General features: G+C 53.7%; 15 protein-coding genes. 5 read left to right on the top strand and 10 right to left on the bottom strand.

What is annotated here, in order from left to right:
• Window positions 1-11 precede the first annotated feature (11 nt).
• Window positions 12-1,226 carry an alanine transaminase gene (gene alaC / locus HU806_RS19785; protein WP_186613537.1) on the bottom strand — a complete coding sequence of 405 codons (1,215 nt, stop codon included), beginning with the start codon at window positions 1,224-1,226 and terminating at the stop codon, window positions 12-14.
• Between the two features lie 207 nt (window positions 1,227-1,433).
• On the opposite strand from alaC, the gene HU806_RS19780 reads away from it, so the two are divergent.
• Entirely contained in the window at window positions 1,434-2,096 is a 663-nt protein-coding gene (locus HU806_RS19780; protein ID WP_186613535.1) for a LysE family translocator, read from the top strand.
• A 79-nt stretch (window positions 2,097-2,175) separates the two neighbouring features.
• Window positions 2,176-2,664, top strand: a complete 489-nt coding sequence (locus tag HU806_RS19775) for a GyrI-like domain-containing protein (protein WP_186613533.1) — start codon at window positions 2,176-2,178, stop codon at window positions 2,662-2,664.
• A gap of 52 nt (window positions 2,665-2,716) precedes the next feature.
• On the opposite strand, the gene HU806_RS19770 is transcribed toward HU806_RS19775, so the two are convergent.
• The 7 genes from HU806_RS19770 to HU806_RS19740 form a co-directional block, all read right to left on the bottom strand.
• A complete protein-coding gene (locus HU806_RS19770; RefSeq protein WP_186613531.1) occupies window positions 2,717-3,403 on the bottom strand; it encodes a dTMP kinase in 687 nt (228 codons plus the stop codon).
• Entirely contained in the window at window positions 3,400-4,536 is a 1,137-nt protein-coding gene (locus HU806_RS19765; protein ID WP_186613529.1) for a radical SAM protein, read from the bottom strand. Before HU806_RS19765 ends, HU806_RS19770 begins: the two co-directional genes overlap by 4 nt.
• Before the next feature lie 29 nt (window positions 4,537-4,565).
• Window positions 4,566-5,399 carry an inositol monophosphatase family protein gene (locus HU806_RS19760; protein WP_186613527.1) on the bottom strand — a complete coding sequence of 278 codons (834 nt, stop codon included), beginning with the start codon at window positions 5,397-5,399 and terminating at the stop codon, window positions 4,566-4,568.
• Window positions 5,383-6,000, bottom strand: coding sequence for a hypothetical protein (locus HU806_RS26535; RefSeq protein ID WP_238350204.1), 618 nt, complete (start codon window positions 5,998-6,000; stop codon window positions 5,383-5,385). The genes HU806_RS19760 and HU806_RS26535 overlap by 17 nt, the downstream gene beginning before the upstream one ends.
• Before the next feature lie 455 nt (window positions 6,001-6,455).
• Window positions 6,456-7,790 (bottom strand): MATE family efflux transporter, encoded by a 1,335-nt coding sequence (locus HU806_RS19750; RefSeq protein ID WP_186613526.1) that lies wholly within the window; start codon window positions 7,788-7,790, stop codon window positions 6,456-6,458.
• 60 nt (window positions 7,791-7,850) lie between these two features.
• Complete coding sequence (locus tag HU806_RS19745) at window positions 7,851-8,906, bottom strand: hypothetical protein (RefSeq protein WP_186613524.1); 1,056 nt, start codon at window positions 8,904-8,906, stop codon at window positions 7,851-7,853.
• A gap of 217 nt (window positions 8,907-9,123) precedes the next feature.
• Window positions 9,124-9,609: a GNAT family N-acetyltransferase gene (locus HU806_RS19740; protein WP_186613522.1), complete on the bottom strand. Its 486-nt coding sequence runs from the start codon at window positions 9,607-9,609 to the stop codon at window positions 9,124-9,126.
• A 141-nt stretch (window positions 9,610-9,750) separates the two neighbouring features.
• Here HU806_RS19740 and HU806_RS19735 point away from each other — a divergent pair, with 141 nt between their 5' ends.
• The 3 genes from HU806_RS19735 to HU806_RS19725 all read left to right on the top strand — a co-directional run bounded on the left by HU806_RS19735 (window position 9,751) and on the right by HU806_RS19725 (window position 11,926).
• Window positions 9,751-10,185 (top strand): YybH family protein, encoded by a 435-nt coding sequence (locus HU806_RS19735; protein WP_186613520.1) that lies wholly within the window; start codon window positions 9,751-9,753, stop codon window positions 10,183-10,185.
• Between the two features lie 56 nt (window positions 10,186-10,241).
• Window positions 10,242-10,586 (top strand): YciI family protein, encoded by a 345-nt coding sequence (locus HU806_RS19730; protein ID WP_186613518.1) that lies wholly within the window; start codon window positions 10,242-10,244, stop codon window positions 10,584-10,586.
• A 104-nt stretch (window positions 10,587-10,690) separates the two neighbouring features.
• Window positions 10,691-11,926: an RNA polymerase sigma factor gene (locus tag HU806_RS19725; protein WP_186613516.1), complete on the top strand. Its 1,236-nt coding sequence runs from the start codon at window positions 10,691-10,693 to the stop codon at window positions 11,924-11,926.
• Between the two features lie 221 nt (window positions 11,927-12,147).
• Here the strand turns inward: HU806_RS19725 and HU806_RS19720 are convergent, their stop codons facing one another.
• Both HU806_RS19720 and HU806_RS19715 read right to left on the bottom strand, forming a co-directional pair.
• On the bottom strand, window positions 12,148-13,491 hold the full coding sequence (locus HU806_RS19720; RefSeq protein ID WP_186613514.1) for an imelysin family protein: 1,344 nt from the start codon (window positions 13,489-13,491) through the stop codon (window positions 12,148-12,150).
• 206 nt (window positions 13,492-13,697) lie between these two features.
• The gene (locus HU806_RS19715; protein ID WP_186613512.1) at window positions 13,698-15,749 is read right to left on the bottom strand and encodes a putative bifunctional diguanylate cyclase/phosphodiesterase; all 2,052 of its coding nucleotides are present in this window, start codon (window positions 15,747-15,749) and stop codon (window positions 13,698-13,700) included.
• Window positions 15,750-15,878: the final 129 nt, after the last annotated feature.

Below are 15,878 nucleotides of genomic sequence, written 5' to 3'. Positions count from 1 at the left end.
GTTATTGGCTGTCAGGCTTGTTTGCCAGCCAAGCCATCCGCCCGGAACATCCCACGGATCCCGCGCACCGCCTGGCGGATCCGGTCCTGGTTTTCGATCAGCGCGAAGCGCACGTGATCATCGCCATATTCGCCGAATCCCACCCCCGGCGAGACGCAGACCTTGGCTTCAGCCAACAGCTTCTTGGCGAATTCCAGCGAACCGAGGTGGGCATAGGCCTCGGGGATCTTGGCCCAGACATACATCGACGCCTTGGGATTCTCCACCATCCAGCCCAGCTCATGCAGGCCCTTGACCAGCACGTTACGACGTTGGCGGTATTGCTCGGCGATGTCGCGCACGCATTGCTGATCACCTTCAAGGGCGGCGATGGCGGCAACCTGCAGCGGGGTGAAGGTGCCGTAGTCGTGGTAACTCTTGATCCGAGCCAGGGCATTGACCAGTTCCGGGTTACCGACCATGAAGCCGATGCGCCAGCCGGCCATGTTGTAGCTCTTGGACAGGGTGAAGAACTCCACCGCAATGTCTTTCGCGCCGGGCACCTGCATGATCGACGGGGCTTTCCAGCCGTCGTACACGATGTCGGCGTAGGCCAGGTCGTGGATGACCAACACGTCGTATTGCTTGGCCAGGGCGATGACCCGCTCGAAGAAATCCAGCTCCACGCACTGGGCGGTCGGGTTGGACGGGAAGCCCAGGATCATCATCTTCGGCTTTGGAATCGAGCCGCGAATGGCCCGCTCCAACTCATCGAAGAAATCCACGCCAGGCACCAGCGGCACCGAACGCACCTGGGCGCCGGCGATCACCGCGCCGTAGATGTGGATCGGATAACTGGGGTTGGGCACCAACACCGTGTCGCCCTGGTCCAGGGTCGCCAGCATCAGGTGCGCCAAGCCTTCCTTGGAGCCGATGGTGACGATGGCTTCGGTTTCCGGGTCGATGTCTACCTCGTAGCGGTCCTTGTACCAGCGCGAAATGGCGCGGCGCAGGCGCGGGATGCCTTTGGAGGTGGAGTAGCCGTGGGTGTCTTCACGTTGGGCGACGGTGACCAGTTTGTCCACAATGTGCGCAGGTGTGGCGCCGTCGGGGTTACCCATGCTCAAGTCGATGATGTCTTCGCCGCGCCGACGCGCAGCCATCTTCAGCTCGGCAGTGATATTGAATACATACGGGGGGAGTCGATCGATGCGCGCAAAGCGGCGCGGCGAACCTTGTTCGGCCATTGTTGCCTCGAATACGTGAGCGCCCGGAACCGTCCGAGCGACGTCGGCCACTGCGGTGGCCTGCGGCGCAAGATAATAGGGCCGGTGGTAGATTGTCCAGTAGCGGCGCCGAACTATTTTCGACGACACTGTGGCGCTGCTGTGGCGCCATCGAGGCGTCCTGTCGGCGGTTGAAATACGTCTTACCCAATCCTGATGGAACGAATAATGGAATTTTCCAGCGGCTTCCTGCTGAGTCTTTCACTGTGCCTGGACATCGGCGTGGCCAATATCGCGATGATCACCTTGGCGATGCAGCGCGGCTATTTCCAGGGGTTCGCCCTGGGCCTGGGCACCTGCGTGGGGGATTTGATCTACGCGGTCCTGGCGCTGGCGGGGATGACCGTGTTGCTGCAATACGAAACGGTGCGCTGGGTGCTGTGGATCGGCGGCTCGGTGCTGCTGTTGTATTTCGCCGCGAAAATGGTGCATTCGGCGATCTATCACAGCGCGTTGCTGGCCGAGGCCGGCGAGGTCCGGGGCCACTCGCCACGCCAGGAGTTTTTCCGCGGGATCTTCCTGGCCATGTCGTCCCCCAGCGCCATCCTCTGGTTCGCCGCGGTGGGCGGGACGCTCATCGCCCGCTCCGGGGGTGGAACGATGCTCAGCTCGGCGCTGTTCCTGGGCGGATTTCTCTGTGCCGGGCTGCTGTGGAGCGCGGGCTTGTGCCTGGCGGCGACCCAAGGCGGCAAATTGTTGGGCGACAAGTTGCTGCGCTACTCTTATTGGGCATCCGCAGCGATCTTCTGCTATTTCGCGGTCTATGTGGTCGTTTCTGGTTACAACGAGTTTGTAGGAGAGACTACCGCAGTCGTCCTGCCTGGACTTTGACAAGCGAAACGGCCTGGCAATCACGGTTTGGCTTCTATACTGCCAAGCCCGACTTCAAGTTTTCCGGAGTGTTGAAACAATGGAAACGCAAAAACGCGTTAATGCAATCGAGCCGCGCTTTGAACAGGGACGCTTTCAGCTCATCGCCGGTTTCGGCGCGCGTTTTACCCAGGACACCGCCCAGGACATCCCGCTGCTCTGGGAAAAATTCCTGCCTTGGCTCGGTAAGGTGCCAGGTCAGAAAGACGAAGTGACCTACGGGGTGTGTTGCAACCCGGACGGCCAGGGTGGCTTCGAATACATCGCCGGCGTGGAAATCAGTCGGCTCGACGACCTGCCGGAGCAATACCGCTGGATCGAAATCCAGCCCGGGCCCTACGCCGTGTTCGAACACAAAGGACCGCTGAAAAGCCTTCCGGACACCTTCCAATACATTTGGAAAGAATGGTTGCCGCAGTCCGGCCACCAAGCAGCGGACGAACCTGAATTCGAGCGCTACAGCGACGACTTCAATCCCAGGACCGGTGAAGGCACGCTGGAAATCTGGATTCCGCTCAAAGCCATCTGATCGAGGCATACCGGCGGGGATACATCCCCGCTTGGCAACGCTTAGCTTTGTTCTACGCTCCTAGAAGTATGTTTCGCACTGAGCTGATGGCTTTATCGAGGACGGCTTCTTCACTGAGGTCGGTCGTATCGATGCTTATCCAGTTTGCTAAACCACACAGCTCATAACTGGATCGGACCTGATTTTGATAGGTGATGAAGCTGTTAAAACGATCCTCATTGCCACCATCATAGGCGCCACTCTCGCTAAGCCGAAAAGCCCCTTTCCGTTGCGCCGCGCGAGCTGGATCAACGTCCAAGAAAATGACCGCATCCGGAGTTCTGATCGTCGAAAATATGGTCAAAGCTTCTTCTGCCAAATCGGAATTCTTAAGTAAAAAACGAGCCAGATATTTATAGTACCAACCGTCGGCAATGCAACTGATTCCAGCGTTGATTAAGGGAGTAATGGCCGCGTAATCGGTAGCTTGAAACCAAGCAGCTATTAAATTTATCCAATGCCTGTCACCCAGCTGATCCAGCGGGGCATCGTCTGGGTACTCCCAGAGTATTTCGCGAATACGAGACATGTGGAATTCTGTATATCCAGACGTTACCGGTGGTCGGTTCTTGTCTATGTAGCTAAGGCCGGGAAAGGAGTCGAGCATTTTACTATATGTTGCTCTTGCTATCGTAGATTTTCCCGCACCATCAGTGCCTTCAAATGCAATAAACATTGATCGTTCAGTTGAGTTGTTCATGCGAATCCCTTCAGATAGGCTTCAGTGTCCAAGGAGTTGCGGCCACTTCCCTCAATTAATGGTTTGAAGCCCTCCCTCTGGTATATCTCCGACATTTTTTTTCCAAGCGATTTCAAAAAATCTAATGAAGGGCGCTGCCGGCTGGCGTATTGAGAACCGGCATCAGGATGAAACACCGCCACAGCAGGTACTACTCCCATTTCACCGAAGTACTCGATTCCTTCGATAATCGATTCTAATGGCTCCATCCCCGCGACGAACCCAGCGTAAACGTTACCGCGCCCCAACACGTCCACCGCCGCTTCGAAAGCTGCAAGAAAGCGTTCACGAGTGAAATCACGAGATTTTCCGGGACAGACCTTAGAGAATAATTCGGGGTCGAATACTTCCAGGCTCATCGACATATTGTTTCCGACTGTTTTAAAACGCTCGAAAAGGCGGAAGTCTTTAGGAGGCATGGAAATCAAGTGATAATCCAATGTGCTGTTTGCGTCGGTATTTTTTATTCGCTCAAGGAGATCTAAATGTATTGAGTAGCCTTTGTCATAGTTTGGAATTGTGCCGCCGTTTAATAGAACCCTTCGATATCGATTACTCTCCTTGGTAATGGCCATGGCCACAGCCTCACCTGCCAAGCTGCCCTTTATTCGCATCTTGTGATCAGAGAAAACCTTTCTCGCAGAACCTAACGAACAAAACTTACATTCATGGCCGTCATTGAAATAGTAGCAATGGCCTGGCGAGAAAATGCCGAGAGTCGAGTTGCCATATGCGGTTAAATGTTGTTCGCATAGTTCGCCATTGCTCAGGTGCGCTCCATAAAATTCGGGTCTCTTGGGGAATGTGATTTCAATTGTTCTATTTCCTTGTTTGAGAATGGGAGTTTTCTGCTCCAAGATTATCAAGTAATCTGAACTTGGATTGTAGTTGGCTGCAACTATGATTTGTTTGTTTAGAATGAGTTCTTGCGGAGTGCGAATATTTGAACTAACGATGACGCTGTCGCCCGTACCGTAAGCACGTCTTTTTTCAATGTGATCAGTCGCAGCTTTGAAATACTCAAGGAACTCTCGGGAGAAATTTACGCCATGGCATAATATTTCAAGTTTAAGATTGACCATGTCGATTAACATAAGCTATGCCTCTATCATCTAGTTGAATATCATATGATAAGTTCTATTAGTTGTGCGGATGACAACGCGATCAATGTGCCCCTGTCAGTGAGCGATTCTTCTGATGGGGGGAGGGAGTATCTTACTTCTCCTGTGCCGTCAAACATTGCACCACCTGCTTCTTTGAGAATCAATTCTGCCGCGGCAATATCACAGCTACGTTCGTGTCCTGGTGTGCTGACATCAATAAAAGCGTCAAGGATGCCAGCAGCGATCAGGCATATTTCTAACGAGGAACAGGAATAGATGCGGACTTTATTTGCGCTCCATAATAGGTTGTCAATTATTTTTTTCTGGCTGTCTGTGTTGGGGCGGTGAAATGAGATGCGCATATCATCTATATGGCTGACTTTTCGAGTCTTCAATCTTTTTACAATAATGGGTGACTGCAAATAAGCCCCTTCACCTAGTGCTGCGGTAAAAACCACATCTCTCGATATGTCGTAAACCCAGCCGAAAATATAAGAGCTGCCGTGGTAGAGCGCTACGCTGGAAGTATAGGAAGGAAATCCCAGCATGGCGTTGTGTGTGCCATCTAAAGGGTCTATGAGGAGGGAGAAGTCTCCGTGGTTACCAAGTACAATTTCTGAGCTGCTGTCCTCTGAATAGATTGTTATGTGTGTGTCGATATTGGATAAGCTATTTAGCAATATTCTTTGGCACTCTACGTCGTACTCGGTTAGTGTGGTGTTAAAGATATCCTCTAGGTGAGTGCTAGGTAGGCAAATTAGCGTGCCCGCCCAATAGCGACGTAATTCTTTTCTTGCTTCATAAAGGCATTCTTCTAATTGGTAAATGTGTTTTTTACTAAATAGAGGTCTCATGTCGATGGCCCGTTATAAGTTGTTTGTGCCAATGGTTTCTGTCCAGTTTTGAGGCGTGAGTTTTTACTTCGTACAATCGACCTGCATAGACCGCATAGTCGGCGCTCATGAAGGCGCCGAAAGATTTTGGAAATAACGCTAAGGTCTTTATGTTGACTTTGTATCCTAAAGTACTTCTGATTAAGTTTGCTGCTTGTATTAAGCTTCCTCCGGTATAAGATTTGTCTATGATCAGCCAAGATTCATCTGTTAGAGGCGGTGTTGGAAATATGTCTCGGAAGGCATTGTTTCTTGAAAGCATGCCAGCATCGTTTTGTCGATGAATCTCCGAAAAAAAGACATTGCTATCTCCCGTTGCGGCCATATAGCCAAGCGCAAGTGGTAAACCAGCTGATAATAAAAATAATTTGTTGTCCGATATCTGTTCAATTTCGTGCCAAATATCATGGTCTTCATAAATGAATCTAGTATTAAGGGAGCTGCTGCTGTTCCAATGCTCATGCGAGATGTAGCTACTATAGAACGCGCAAAATTTATTGTGAAAATTCAAGGTGGCGTCACTCGTGTTTATGAGTGGCAGGTCTTTATTAATGCCGCGCACCGCTCCTGGCTCATTGGTGGGAAAAATACCTTTGCGTAGGTGCAGGAACGCCTGATTGATAAGTGTTTTTTTATCTCGATTAAACGAGCTTTTGAAGGCCCCGCAATAGCTATTTCTGGCGATAATCCATCACCTCTTACCCTGCAGATTTCTCCATGAGCCCAATTTCGCGTCCATACGTCTAAATAATCCCATATTCGCACAACGGCTTGTTCTGTCATTCCATCGTAGATTCGCTCTAGATTACTGAGGTCACATACCATCTCTTCAGGATGGCGAAGATCGAAAGAAGCTCTTTGAAGGTGGCAGCCGTTCTGTATGGCATGTCGGTAGGTGTAATAATCACTAGTCTTGACACCACTTAATGTCCTCCATGCATGATGTCGGCTAATAATAGTGATGGGGACCGTGTGATGGTCTGATGTGTGTGACGTAGGATTTGCGTGTTTCATAGTTTAACTCGCAATCGTATCAGAGATTTTGGAGGTTGGGCGTTGCTTTATTTGCCGGTGAGGGTAGTGGTGAAATTTGTACGTCAGGCGCCAAGTTAAAAGCAGCATCAAGAGCAATGAGCAAATGACCAAGGCTAAAAATATAGAGTGCACGCTGTCGTCATAAAAAGACAACAGACCAATAGCACAGATAATGCCGACGATGTTTAGCGACGACACTGTTAGCAATGTTGGGACCCAAAAGTCGCCCATGCCTCTTAAAGTCATTCGGGTGATCACGTAAATATATTCGAATGCTAGAAAGGGGATGGAGATCAGAATGTTTTTTTCGATAAGTTTTCTGGTTTCTATGTGAGAGGTGTAAATTATAGAGATATAGTCGTTTAGAAAGTAACAGACCAGTAGTACGGGTGCAATTGTAAATAATCCAAGTTTAAGTCCATGAGTATAGGTTGCGCGCAAAGAGTCGAGGTCTTTTTGGATGTGGTGTCGAGCGCATGCGATTCCTATCGCGTTTCCCATTCCAATTGCGATCATATATACAAAGCTGAGAAAGTTAAGCGAGGCTTGGTACGCTGAAAGGCTGAAGTGATCGAGGTTGTTCGATATGAGGGAGAGCAGAAAAAATAATAGGCTTTCTCCTCCGATGCACAACGCTAGTGGTAGCCCATTTATCAGGTATTTTTTATATTTTCTTACGGGTATATGTCTTGAGTGCTGGAATTCAGGAATATATTTGTGAATTTCTTTATTGAAAAGTACGAGGGCTGCGCCAGCAAAAAGCCATCTTAGGTTGGAATAGATTAGCGTGAATTTTATTAAGTCTATGTCTGCATTGGTCGTTATTAAAATGATACAGGTTAGACAAAAGATGGCGTTTAAAGTCCAGATGTAAATGAGTTCGTATTCTGTTTTTTTAACGGTGGTGAAAAAATTGAAAATAACAATCTGCAAATATGAGGCAGGTAATGAAAGAGAGAGTGTTAGAAGGGCGTGAGCTTGTTCTGAATTGCTTCTGTCGGAGGGGGAGATATAGACGTAAAGCGCTAATCCAATCGCGATCGATATGCCGAGTAGATATGCGAGTCTTAGAGAAATTATTAAGTGCGCCTCGGTCTCATCTGCGTTAAGGTTTGCGGATCCGGCGTCCGCAGTTAGCATTATTGAGAAAATTCCAATTCCAACTACGGTCAGGAAAGAGATATAGGCCCATGCGAGTGATGCATGGCCAAGAGAGTTAACCATGTAGTGGCCAGCAAAGGATAGATAGAGAAGTGGGGCCGTCAGGTCGCCTAGCCTTGATGCTGTTAAAAAAATGGCAGTTCGGGTGACTTCCATCTGGGTCCACCGCTAATTATGTACTACCTAGAAAAGTGGAGCGTTTAACATGGGCTTTGCTTAGTCCCACTCCTTAAGCAAGCTGATCAAGGAGGGCGTCCCTTGTGCTGCGAAATATTTTTTCCTGAAATGGTACTCGCACATTGAAATTCTGTGTTTCGTTTGTTTCCGTTTGTCGAACTCATTGTCTAGCGCTGTGAGAGATTGTTGTGCGGAAGGATAGGGGTGTTTCTTTAAAAGCTGTTCAATGGCTAAGAATAATTGATCCATATATTCAAGTCCCTCTTGTATATAAGATCGACACTCTTTTTCCGTAGTTGCACCTTGGCGGGCTAGAACGAAGAACTTATTTTTTATTTTGTCGAAGCCTTTAACTCTATGCATGTTGGAATAGATCCACTTGTAATGCTTGTTCGTCGTTCCGGCTAAATACGTGAAACTCATGCTGGTCTTCAACAGCATGTCTCGCACGATTTCACAACCCATCCATAAGTTTCCTGACTGCCAGCAGCCCTGGACATCTTGGAAGGCATAGAATACGGGTAGTTTTTCACGGTGAGATACATAGATGTGCTTTTCTATCGGAATTTTTGATTTTAGTTCGTTGAATTTTTCTTGGTTTACAAGTGCATAACCAATTAGGGATCTGTGTATTATATTATTCTCTGTATTGGATAAAATTGGGCCGTAAAGAACCCGTTGGTCGGAGATTATTTCGTTGAAAGCTTTCTCGATATTGGCGATTATTTTGTCAAATTCAGTGAATGTTATGTAGTCGACATCAATGTGGATACTTGTTTCGCCGTAGAAGTCTGTGGTGTTGTGGACTTCCTCCTTCTGTGTTATGTGATGGTAGTCAATGTCAGTTACCAGTGCGTGCCCACTTTCTTTGATGGAATCTGCTTTGGGGCGTTGGTTGCAAAAGACGATGCAGTCAATGTCGGAATGAAGGGTACCAATACCTTCGATTAACGAACCCGAGACGATGAGGGCGCTTGCATCTTCCAAAAAAGCTCGTTTACGCAGGTAATCTTTGGGTATTGAAATTCTTCCATCCAGAACGGAAATTTCATTTTCGTGGATTTTTGAGGATGAAGTTTTTACAAGAGCAGTCATTGGAACTGTCCTTCTGTGTTGCGGCGAAGATGAAGATAAAGGCTCGTTCCAAAAAACGAGTCATTGAAGGAGAGGTATATGGAGGCCTCTTCTAACTAGAATTTATAGTATTGCTCTGAGCAGAGCGTCAATTGCGGGGAGCAAAATCAGAAGTGTCTTACAGACGCTGGTTCCAATAATAAAAAACGTATGGGTGATTGTTGTCGATTCCTTTTGCCTAAAACACCAACCCCATCCGCCGCTCGTAACCGATACGGCCCTTATAGGCCTCGCCGCTGTCCACCCAGCCCAGACTCGCATACAGTCCGATGGCCGAGCGATTATCGGCATCGACCGAAAGCTCCAATGCCTGGATTTCCGGCCATGCCGCGCGGGCCACGGCAGGTAGCGCTCGCAGGCAAGCCTTGCCGTACCCTTTGCCTTGAACCCGATGGTCGACCTGCAAGGCATGCAGAGTGGCACTGTGTTCATCGGCCCATTCGGGCAGCACAGGCGGGCGCTTGAGCAGCAGGAACGCGACGGGCACATCGCCAGCCAGCAATGCGAAACCCTTTACACCCGGTCCGGGCCTGGACAGCAGCGTGTGCAGCGCACCGTGGATATCGCCGGAAAACTTGATCTGGTCAGGGTGGATTTCGATGGCTTCGACCTGTTGCTGTTGCGTCGGGGTCAGGTCTTCATAAGGTACGAGCTGAGCGGTCACGAAAACGTCCGTTGTTTGCCGACAGAATGGGTATTGGATTCTAGCGAAAATTTTTCTTTGGTTTATTTTTGTTTGGCTGTCGATTCACCGTTTCTCCAGACGACTAAGGATGTCTCTAACAAAAACCTGCGGAGAATCACCATGAATACCCAAGCTACCGAAAGCGAAATCCAGACGCTGATCGACACCTATCGCCAGGCGGTCATGGCCAAGGATGTGGAAAAGGTCATGGCACTCTATGACGACAACATCGTCTCGTTCGACGCCATCCAGGCCCTGCAATTCAAGGGCAAGGTCGCCTACCGGGCCCATTGGGAGGCGTGCATGGAAATGTGCCCCGGCCCGCACAAGTTCGATTTCCATCAGGTCCAGATCACGCCGGCCGAGAACATCGCGTTCGCCCATTGGCTGGCCTATTGCGGCGGCACCAACGACAAAGGCGAAGAGCAGGCATGCTGGATGCGTGTGACAGCTTGCTACAAGCGTACGGCCGGCGCGTGGAAGATCGTCCATGAACATTGGTCGGCGCCATTCGACCCGATGGCGGGTACGGCGATATTCGACTTGCAGCCCTGATCGGCTACGGTTTCCTCCTGCCATCTTTGTCGATCGGTTCGATCACGGAGCTTTCCATGAAGTATTTATGCCTGGTGTATAGCAATGAACAGGTCCTGCATGACTCGCCGGACAGTCCACAGGACGCTGAATGCATGGCCTACGCCGAATCGATCCAGGGCAGCGGTCGCATGGTCGCCGCCGAGGCCCTGGAGTCGGTGCAGACCGCCACCACGGTGCGCATGCGCGGCGGCAAGCTGTCGATTACCGACGGCCCGTTCGCCGAAACCAAGGAGCAACTGGCGGGCTTCTACCTGATCGATGCCAAGGACCTCAACGAGGCGATCCAGGTCGCCGGCAACATACCGGCGGCCCGGGTCGGCTGCGTTGAAGTCCGGCCGGTCCGTCAACTCAATCCCTGAACAGCAACCACGAACAGGACGTTATCCATGAGTCTCAAATCCGTATCTTGGGAGTTGCTCGTCGGCCGGCTCGAAATGCTGGTAGCCCAAGGCATGCCCGACTGATGCCGGCCGAGGCGGTCAAGGCACGGGTCGAGCAGGTTTATCGGCAGGACTCGCGGCGGATCCTGGCAACGCTGATTCGCTTGCTGGGCGACTTCGATCTTGCCGAAGAAGCCCTGCACGAAGCGTTCTTCATTGCGGTCGAGCGTTGGCAGCGCGACGGTGTGCCGGACAATCCGCGGGCGTGGCTCGTGTCCGCCGGACGCTTCAAGGCGATTGACAGCCTGCGCCGTCGAGCGCGCTTCGCGGCGTCCCAGCCGATGCTGGTTGCACAGCTCGAAGAGCTGGAACAGTCCGATTGGAGTGATGAGGACGTGGAAGACGATCGCCTGCGGCTGATTTTTACCTGTTGCCATCCGGCCCTGGCGGCTGATGCCCAGGTGCCGTTGACGTTGCGTGAAGTGTGCGACTTGACCACCGAAGAAATTGCCCGTGCCTTTCTCGCCGCGCCGGCGGCCATCGCCCAGCGCATCGTACGGGCCAAGGCGAAGATTCGCGACGCGAAGATTCCCTATCAAGTGCCATCGCGCACCGAACTGCCGGAACGACTCGACAGTGTGTTGCGGGTGATTTACCTGGTGTTCAACGAGGGGTATTCGGCCTCGATGGGCGCCGAATTGACCCGTGAAGATCTCACCCGCGAAGCCATACGCCTCGCGCGTTTGCTGATGGAGTTGTTGCCGGAAGCTGAAGTCATGGGGTTGTTGGCGCTGATGCTATTGCACGAATCGCGACGCCGGGCACGAAGTTCGGTGACGGGTGAACTGATTCTGCTGGATGAGCAGGACCGATCCCTGTGGGATCAAGGGATGATCGCCGAAGGCTGCGCCATGGTGGAGGCCGCGCTTAACACCCGGCGGTTCGGACCCTATTGTCTGCAAGCAGCGATTGCCGCGGTGCACGCTGAAGCGCCCACCGCGCAAGAAACCGACTGGCCGCAGATCGTTGGCCTCTACGATGTGTTATTGCGCGCGATGCCATCGCCAATCATCGAGCTCAACCGCGCGGCTGCCCTGGCCAAGCGCGACGGGCCGCAGGCAGGGTTAAGTCTGGTCGACGGGATTCTCGCAAGGGGTGAGTTACTCGACTATCACCTGGCCCATTCGGCGCGGGCGGAATTCTGTCGGCAGTTGGGGCGGGTGGAGGAGGCGAGAGCGGCTTATCGGCGCGCGCTTGAGCTGACACAGCAATTGCCGGAGCGGCGGTTTATCGAAGCCAGGCTTGCCGGGTTGGGATGATAGTCCAGAGGTATCCGAACCTATTTGTGGCGAGGGAGCTTGCTTCCGCTGGGGCGCGAAGCGGCCCCCGCGGTGTGTCAGTTGAATCAGGAGGGCTGCTGCGCAGCCCAGCGGGAGCAAGCTCCCTCGCCACGGGGTTTTCCTTAGTTTCTGAACTGGCGAACAACAAACAAAAAAGGCGACCCGAACGAAGATCGCCTTTCTCATTCGCCCAACGTTGATCAGAACTCGTGATCAGCGTTGTCCGGGTTCAGGTCGCTGATGCCCAGCTTGCCCGCGGCCTGTTCGATCGAACCGGTCTGCTTGACCAGGGCGGCGATGGCGTCGCGCACGATCTGGTTGCCCGCGGTGTTGCCGGCTGCGATCAACTGGTCGTAGTGCTCACCCTTGTTGGCGTGATCGACCATGACCTGGATCTTGGCTTCGGTGTCGGCGAGGTCGGCCTTGAGCGCGGTGTCAGCGGCCGGATCGGCCTTGGCTACCAGCGACGACAGGCTGGCGCCGGTCATCTTGGTGCCGTCTACGCGGGAGTATTCGCCCAGGTAAACGTTACGGACACCCTTGGCATCGTAGAAATGCGAGTAGTGGGTGTTGTCGCTGAAGCAGTCCTGCTCGTCTTCTGGCGAATTGGCTTCCAGGGACACCTTCATGCGCTCGCCCGCCAGTTCGCCCAGGGACAGGCTGCCCATGCCGAACAGCATTTTGCGCAGGCCGGTTTCGGCCGGCTCGGCTTCCAGGGTGGCGCGGTAGTTGTCGGCCACGTTCGGCTTCCAGTTACCGACCATTTCCTGCAGGTCGTTGACCAGCAACTGGGTCACGGACTTCAGATAGGCACGTCGACGGTCGTTGTGGCCACCGGTGGCGCCTGCGCCTTCCAGGTAATCCGAAGCTGGGCGATTGCCAGCACCAGGGCCGGTGCCGTTGAGGTCCTGGCCCCACAGCAGGAATTCGATGGCGTGGTAGCCCGTTGCGACGTTCGCCTCGGAACCGCCCAGCTCGTTCAGGCTGGCGAGTTTTTCCGGGGTAATGTCTTTGACATCGACCTTGTCTTCGCCGACCTGAACTTCGGTATTGGCGATGATGTTGGCGGTGGCGCCCGGGTTACCCAGGGCATGCTCGTAGGACTTGTCGACATAGTCGATCAGGCCCTCGTCCAGGGGCCATGCGTTCACTTGGCCTTCCCAGTCGTCGATGATGGTGTTGCCGAAGCGGAACACTTCGCTCTGCAGGTAAGGCACGCGGGCGGCGACCCAGGCAGCCTTGGCGGCTTTCAGGGTGTCGGCGTTCGGCTTGGCCAGGAACGCGTCGACGGCGGTTTGCAGGGTTTTCGCGGTGGATTCGGCATCGCTGTAGACGGCATGGACGATGTCGGCATAGTGCGCGACAACAGCCTTGGCGGCGGTTTCGTCGATCTTGCCAGCGGCAGCGGGGGCAGCCGGAGCAGCGGTACTGGCGGCCGGCGTTGGCGCTTGCGGCGCGGCGGCCTTGTCTTTGCCTTCGCCGCAACCGGCGAGGGAAATAGCGATGGCCAACAGACTGGCGGTAGCCAGAGGCATACGAATCATGGCGAACATCCTGCTTCGGTGATGAATGGGACAGGCGCAAGGGTGCGCAAAAGCTGCGACATAATGCGAAAGATTTGCATTATGTGTAAAGGGCTGTGGCTGTAAATATTTCTTATTTAATGATGCAGATCGCCGCGTGTGGGCGGCGTCTGTAGGGATTGTCTCGTTGCCAACTCCTGGAACGGAGCAATGGCAGCGCAAAAGAATCAGACGATGGAGGCCTTGGTGCGCTCCGCCTGCTTCAGATAAAGGCCCAGCTCCCGTGCCGGCAGGGGTTTGCTGTAGTAATACCCCTGACCTTCATGGCAACCCTCGGAAATGATGTAGGCTTCTTGCTCGATCGTCTCGACGCCTTCGGCAATGACCTGCATCCCCAGGCTTTTGCCTAGCTGGATGATGGCCCGGACGATGGTGGCGTCGTCTTCGTCGTCGAGCAGGTCCTGGACGAAGCTCTTGTCGATCTTGATCTTGTCCAGCGGCAGGCTCTTGAGGTAACTCAATGAGGAATAGCCGGTTCCAAAGTCATCGATGGCAATCAGCGCACCGGAACGGCGCAGGCTCAGAAGGTGCTGGGCAGCGGTGGTGATGTCTTCCATCAGGCCGGTCTCGGTGACTTCCAGCTCCAGGCTGCGAGGCGGCAAGCGATACATCTGCAGGAAGTTGTTCACCACCCGCGGCAATTCGGCGTGGTGCAGTTGTACGGTGGACAGGTTGACCGCCATGCGCAAGTCGACGAAGCCTTGGTCGTGCCATTCGCGCAACTGCTTGCAGGCCTGGTCCAGTACCCATTCGCCAATGGCAATGATGGTGCCGTTCTGCTCGGCCAGGGGAATGAACAGGTCTGGCGGCACGAGACCGTGTTCCGGATGATGCCAGCGGATCAAGGCTTCGGTACCCACCACGCGCAAATCGCGATAACTGACCTGTGGCTGGTACACCAGGCTGAACTGCCCGCGGGCCAGCGCCTCGCGCAGGTCCTTTTCCAGTTCGCGACGGCGGCGCATCTCGCTGTCGACGCTGGCGATGTAGAACTGGTAGCGATTGCGCGAGCGGGTCTTGGCCAGCGTCATGGTCTGCTCGGCCTTTTGCAGCAACTTCTCGGTGCTGTCGCCGTCCTCGGGAAACAGGGTGATACCGATGGTTGCCCTTAGGCGGATCTCCTGATCATCCAGCGCGAACGGCGCTTCCAAGTCATCCAGAATGCTCTGGGCCAGTTCGGCGGCCTCGTAAGGTTGCTCGATATCGGCCTGGACCAGGGCGAACTGGTCACCGCCCAACCGGGCCAACGCACCGAGGCGTCCACTGTGAGCCCGCAGCCGATCAGCCAGGGCCAGCAGCAACTGGTCGCCGGTCTGGTAGCTGAACTGTTCATTGATGCTCTTGAAATCATCCAGCCCCACGCAGAGCACCGCCACGCGACGTTGCAGGCGTCCGGCATCCACCAGGATCTTGTCGAGTTGTTGTTGCAGTTGCTGGCGATTGGGCAGGCCAGTCAGGAAGTCGTACTGCGCCATGCGCAACAAGCTGTTCTCGGCTTCGTGGCGTAGATGGGTGTTGCGCTCGATGGAGGCCAGGAGCTGGTTGGCGGTATTGATCCACAGGCCCAGCTCGTTCTTCTCATGGCCTCGCAACTGCGGGATCTTGTGTGCGCTGGGGCGGTCAGGGTTGATTTCGGTCAGGTGCTGGATAATCCGCGACAACGGCTTGGTCAGCAGCCAGTGATAGACCAGGTACAGCACCAGGCCCATGGCGAGGGCGCGCAGCATCCCGGAAATGAAGATGATCACGGAGCTGACAATGAAGCCCTGGCCGTAGGTCGCGGTATCGAGCGTGATGCTCAGGTCGCCGTAATATTCGCTGTAGGGGCCGCGGCCCACCAGTTGCGTGGTAAAGGTTCGTTCCTGGCCAAGGATCAGGTCGGTCAGCCAGCGGCTTTCGGAGCGCTGCAAGGGCCGGGTTTTTTCGGCAAGCATGGTTTCGCGAGGGTGGCCGATGGAGGCCATGCGCACGGCCTCGTCCTGGAACAGCCCTTCGATTACCTGCATGCCCATCTCCCGATCCAGGCTGTAGACCGCCTGGGTAGAAGGATCGCGGAACATATCAAGGATGCGCTGGGCGTCGACAGCCACGGCCCGGTTGGTTTTGTAGGCGTCGAACACGATCTGGGCACAGCTCAAGATCATGCCAACGATCAACGCCGAGAGGAGCACGACCCGGAGCAACTTCACAGACAAGCTGTTTTTAAGTTCCAGCTTCAAAGATGGATTCCTTGTTTCGTGCGGATAGCGTCAAGTTGCCATGAGTATTGGCAATCCTGTGATGTCAGTCAAAGGGACAATCAAACACAAGGGTTTTCGCCTGAAGCCTGGCCGTTATACGGTGTTTAC

The sequence above is a fragment of the Pseudomonas sp. SWRI154 genome, from assembly GCF_014268645.1.
GTDB classification, from domain to species: domain Bacteria; phylum Pseudomonadota; class Gammaproteobacteria; order Pseudomonadales; family Pseudomonadaceae; genus Aquipseudomonas; species Aquipseudomonas marvdashtae.
This window is presented reverse-complemented; position numbering and strand designations above follow the sequence as displayed.

Coding starts and splice junctions, on each gene's coding strand:
- alaC (WP_186613537.1), bottom strand. CDS start 1,226: ATGGCCGAACAAGGTTCGCCGCGCCGCTTTGCGCGCATCGATCGACTC.
- HU806_RS19780 (WP_186613535.1), top strand. CDS start 1,434: ATGGAATTTTCCAGCGGCTTCCTGCTGAGTCTTTCACTGTGCCTGGAC.
- HU806_RS19775 (WP_186613533.1), top strand. CDS start 2,176: ATGGAAACGCAAAAACGCGTTAATGCAATCGAGCCGCGCTTTGAACAG.
- HU806_RS19770 (WP_186613531.1), bottom strand. CDS start 3,403: ATGAACAACTCAACTGAACGATCAATGTTTATTGCATTTGAAGGCACT.
- HU806_RS19765 (WP_186613529.1), bottom strand. CDS start 4,536: ATGTTAATCGACATGGTCAATCTTAAACTTGAAATATTATGCCATGGC.
- HU806_RS19760 (WP_186613527.1), bottom strand. CDS start 5,399: ATGAGACCTCTATTTAGTAAAAAACACATTTACCAATTAGAAGAATGC.
- HU806_RS19750 (WP_186613526.1), bottom strand. CDS start 7,790: ATGGAAGTCACCCGAACTGCCATTTTTTTAACAGCATCAAGGCTAGGC.
- HU806_RS19745 (WP_186613524.1), bottom strand. CDS start 8,906: ATGACTGCTCTTGTAAAAACTTCATCCTCAAAAATCCACGAAAATGAA.
- HU806_RS19735 (WP_186613520.1), top strand. CDS start 9,751: ATGAATACCCAAGCTACCGAAAGCGAAATCCAGACGCTGATCGACACC.
- HU806_RS19730 (WP_186613518.1), top strand. CDS start 10,242: ATGAAGTATTTATGCCTGGTGTATAGCAATGAACAGGTCCTGCATGAC.
- HU806_RS19725 (WP_186613516.1), top strand. CDS start 10,691: ATGCCGGCCGAGGCGGTCAAGGCACGGGTCGAGCAGGTTTATCGGCAG.
- HU806_RS19720 (WP_186613514.1), bottom strand. CDS start 13,491: ATGATTCGTATGCCTCTGGCTACCGCCAGTCTGTTGGCCATCGCTATT.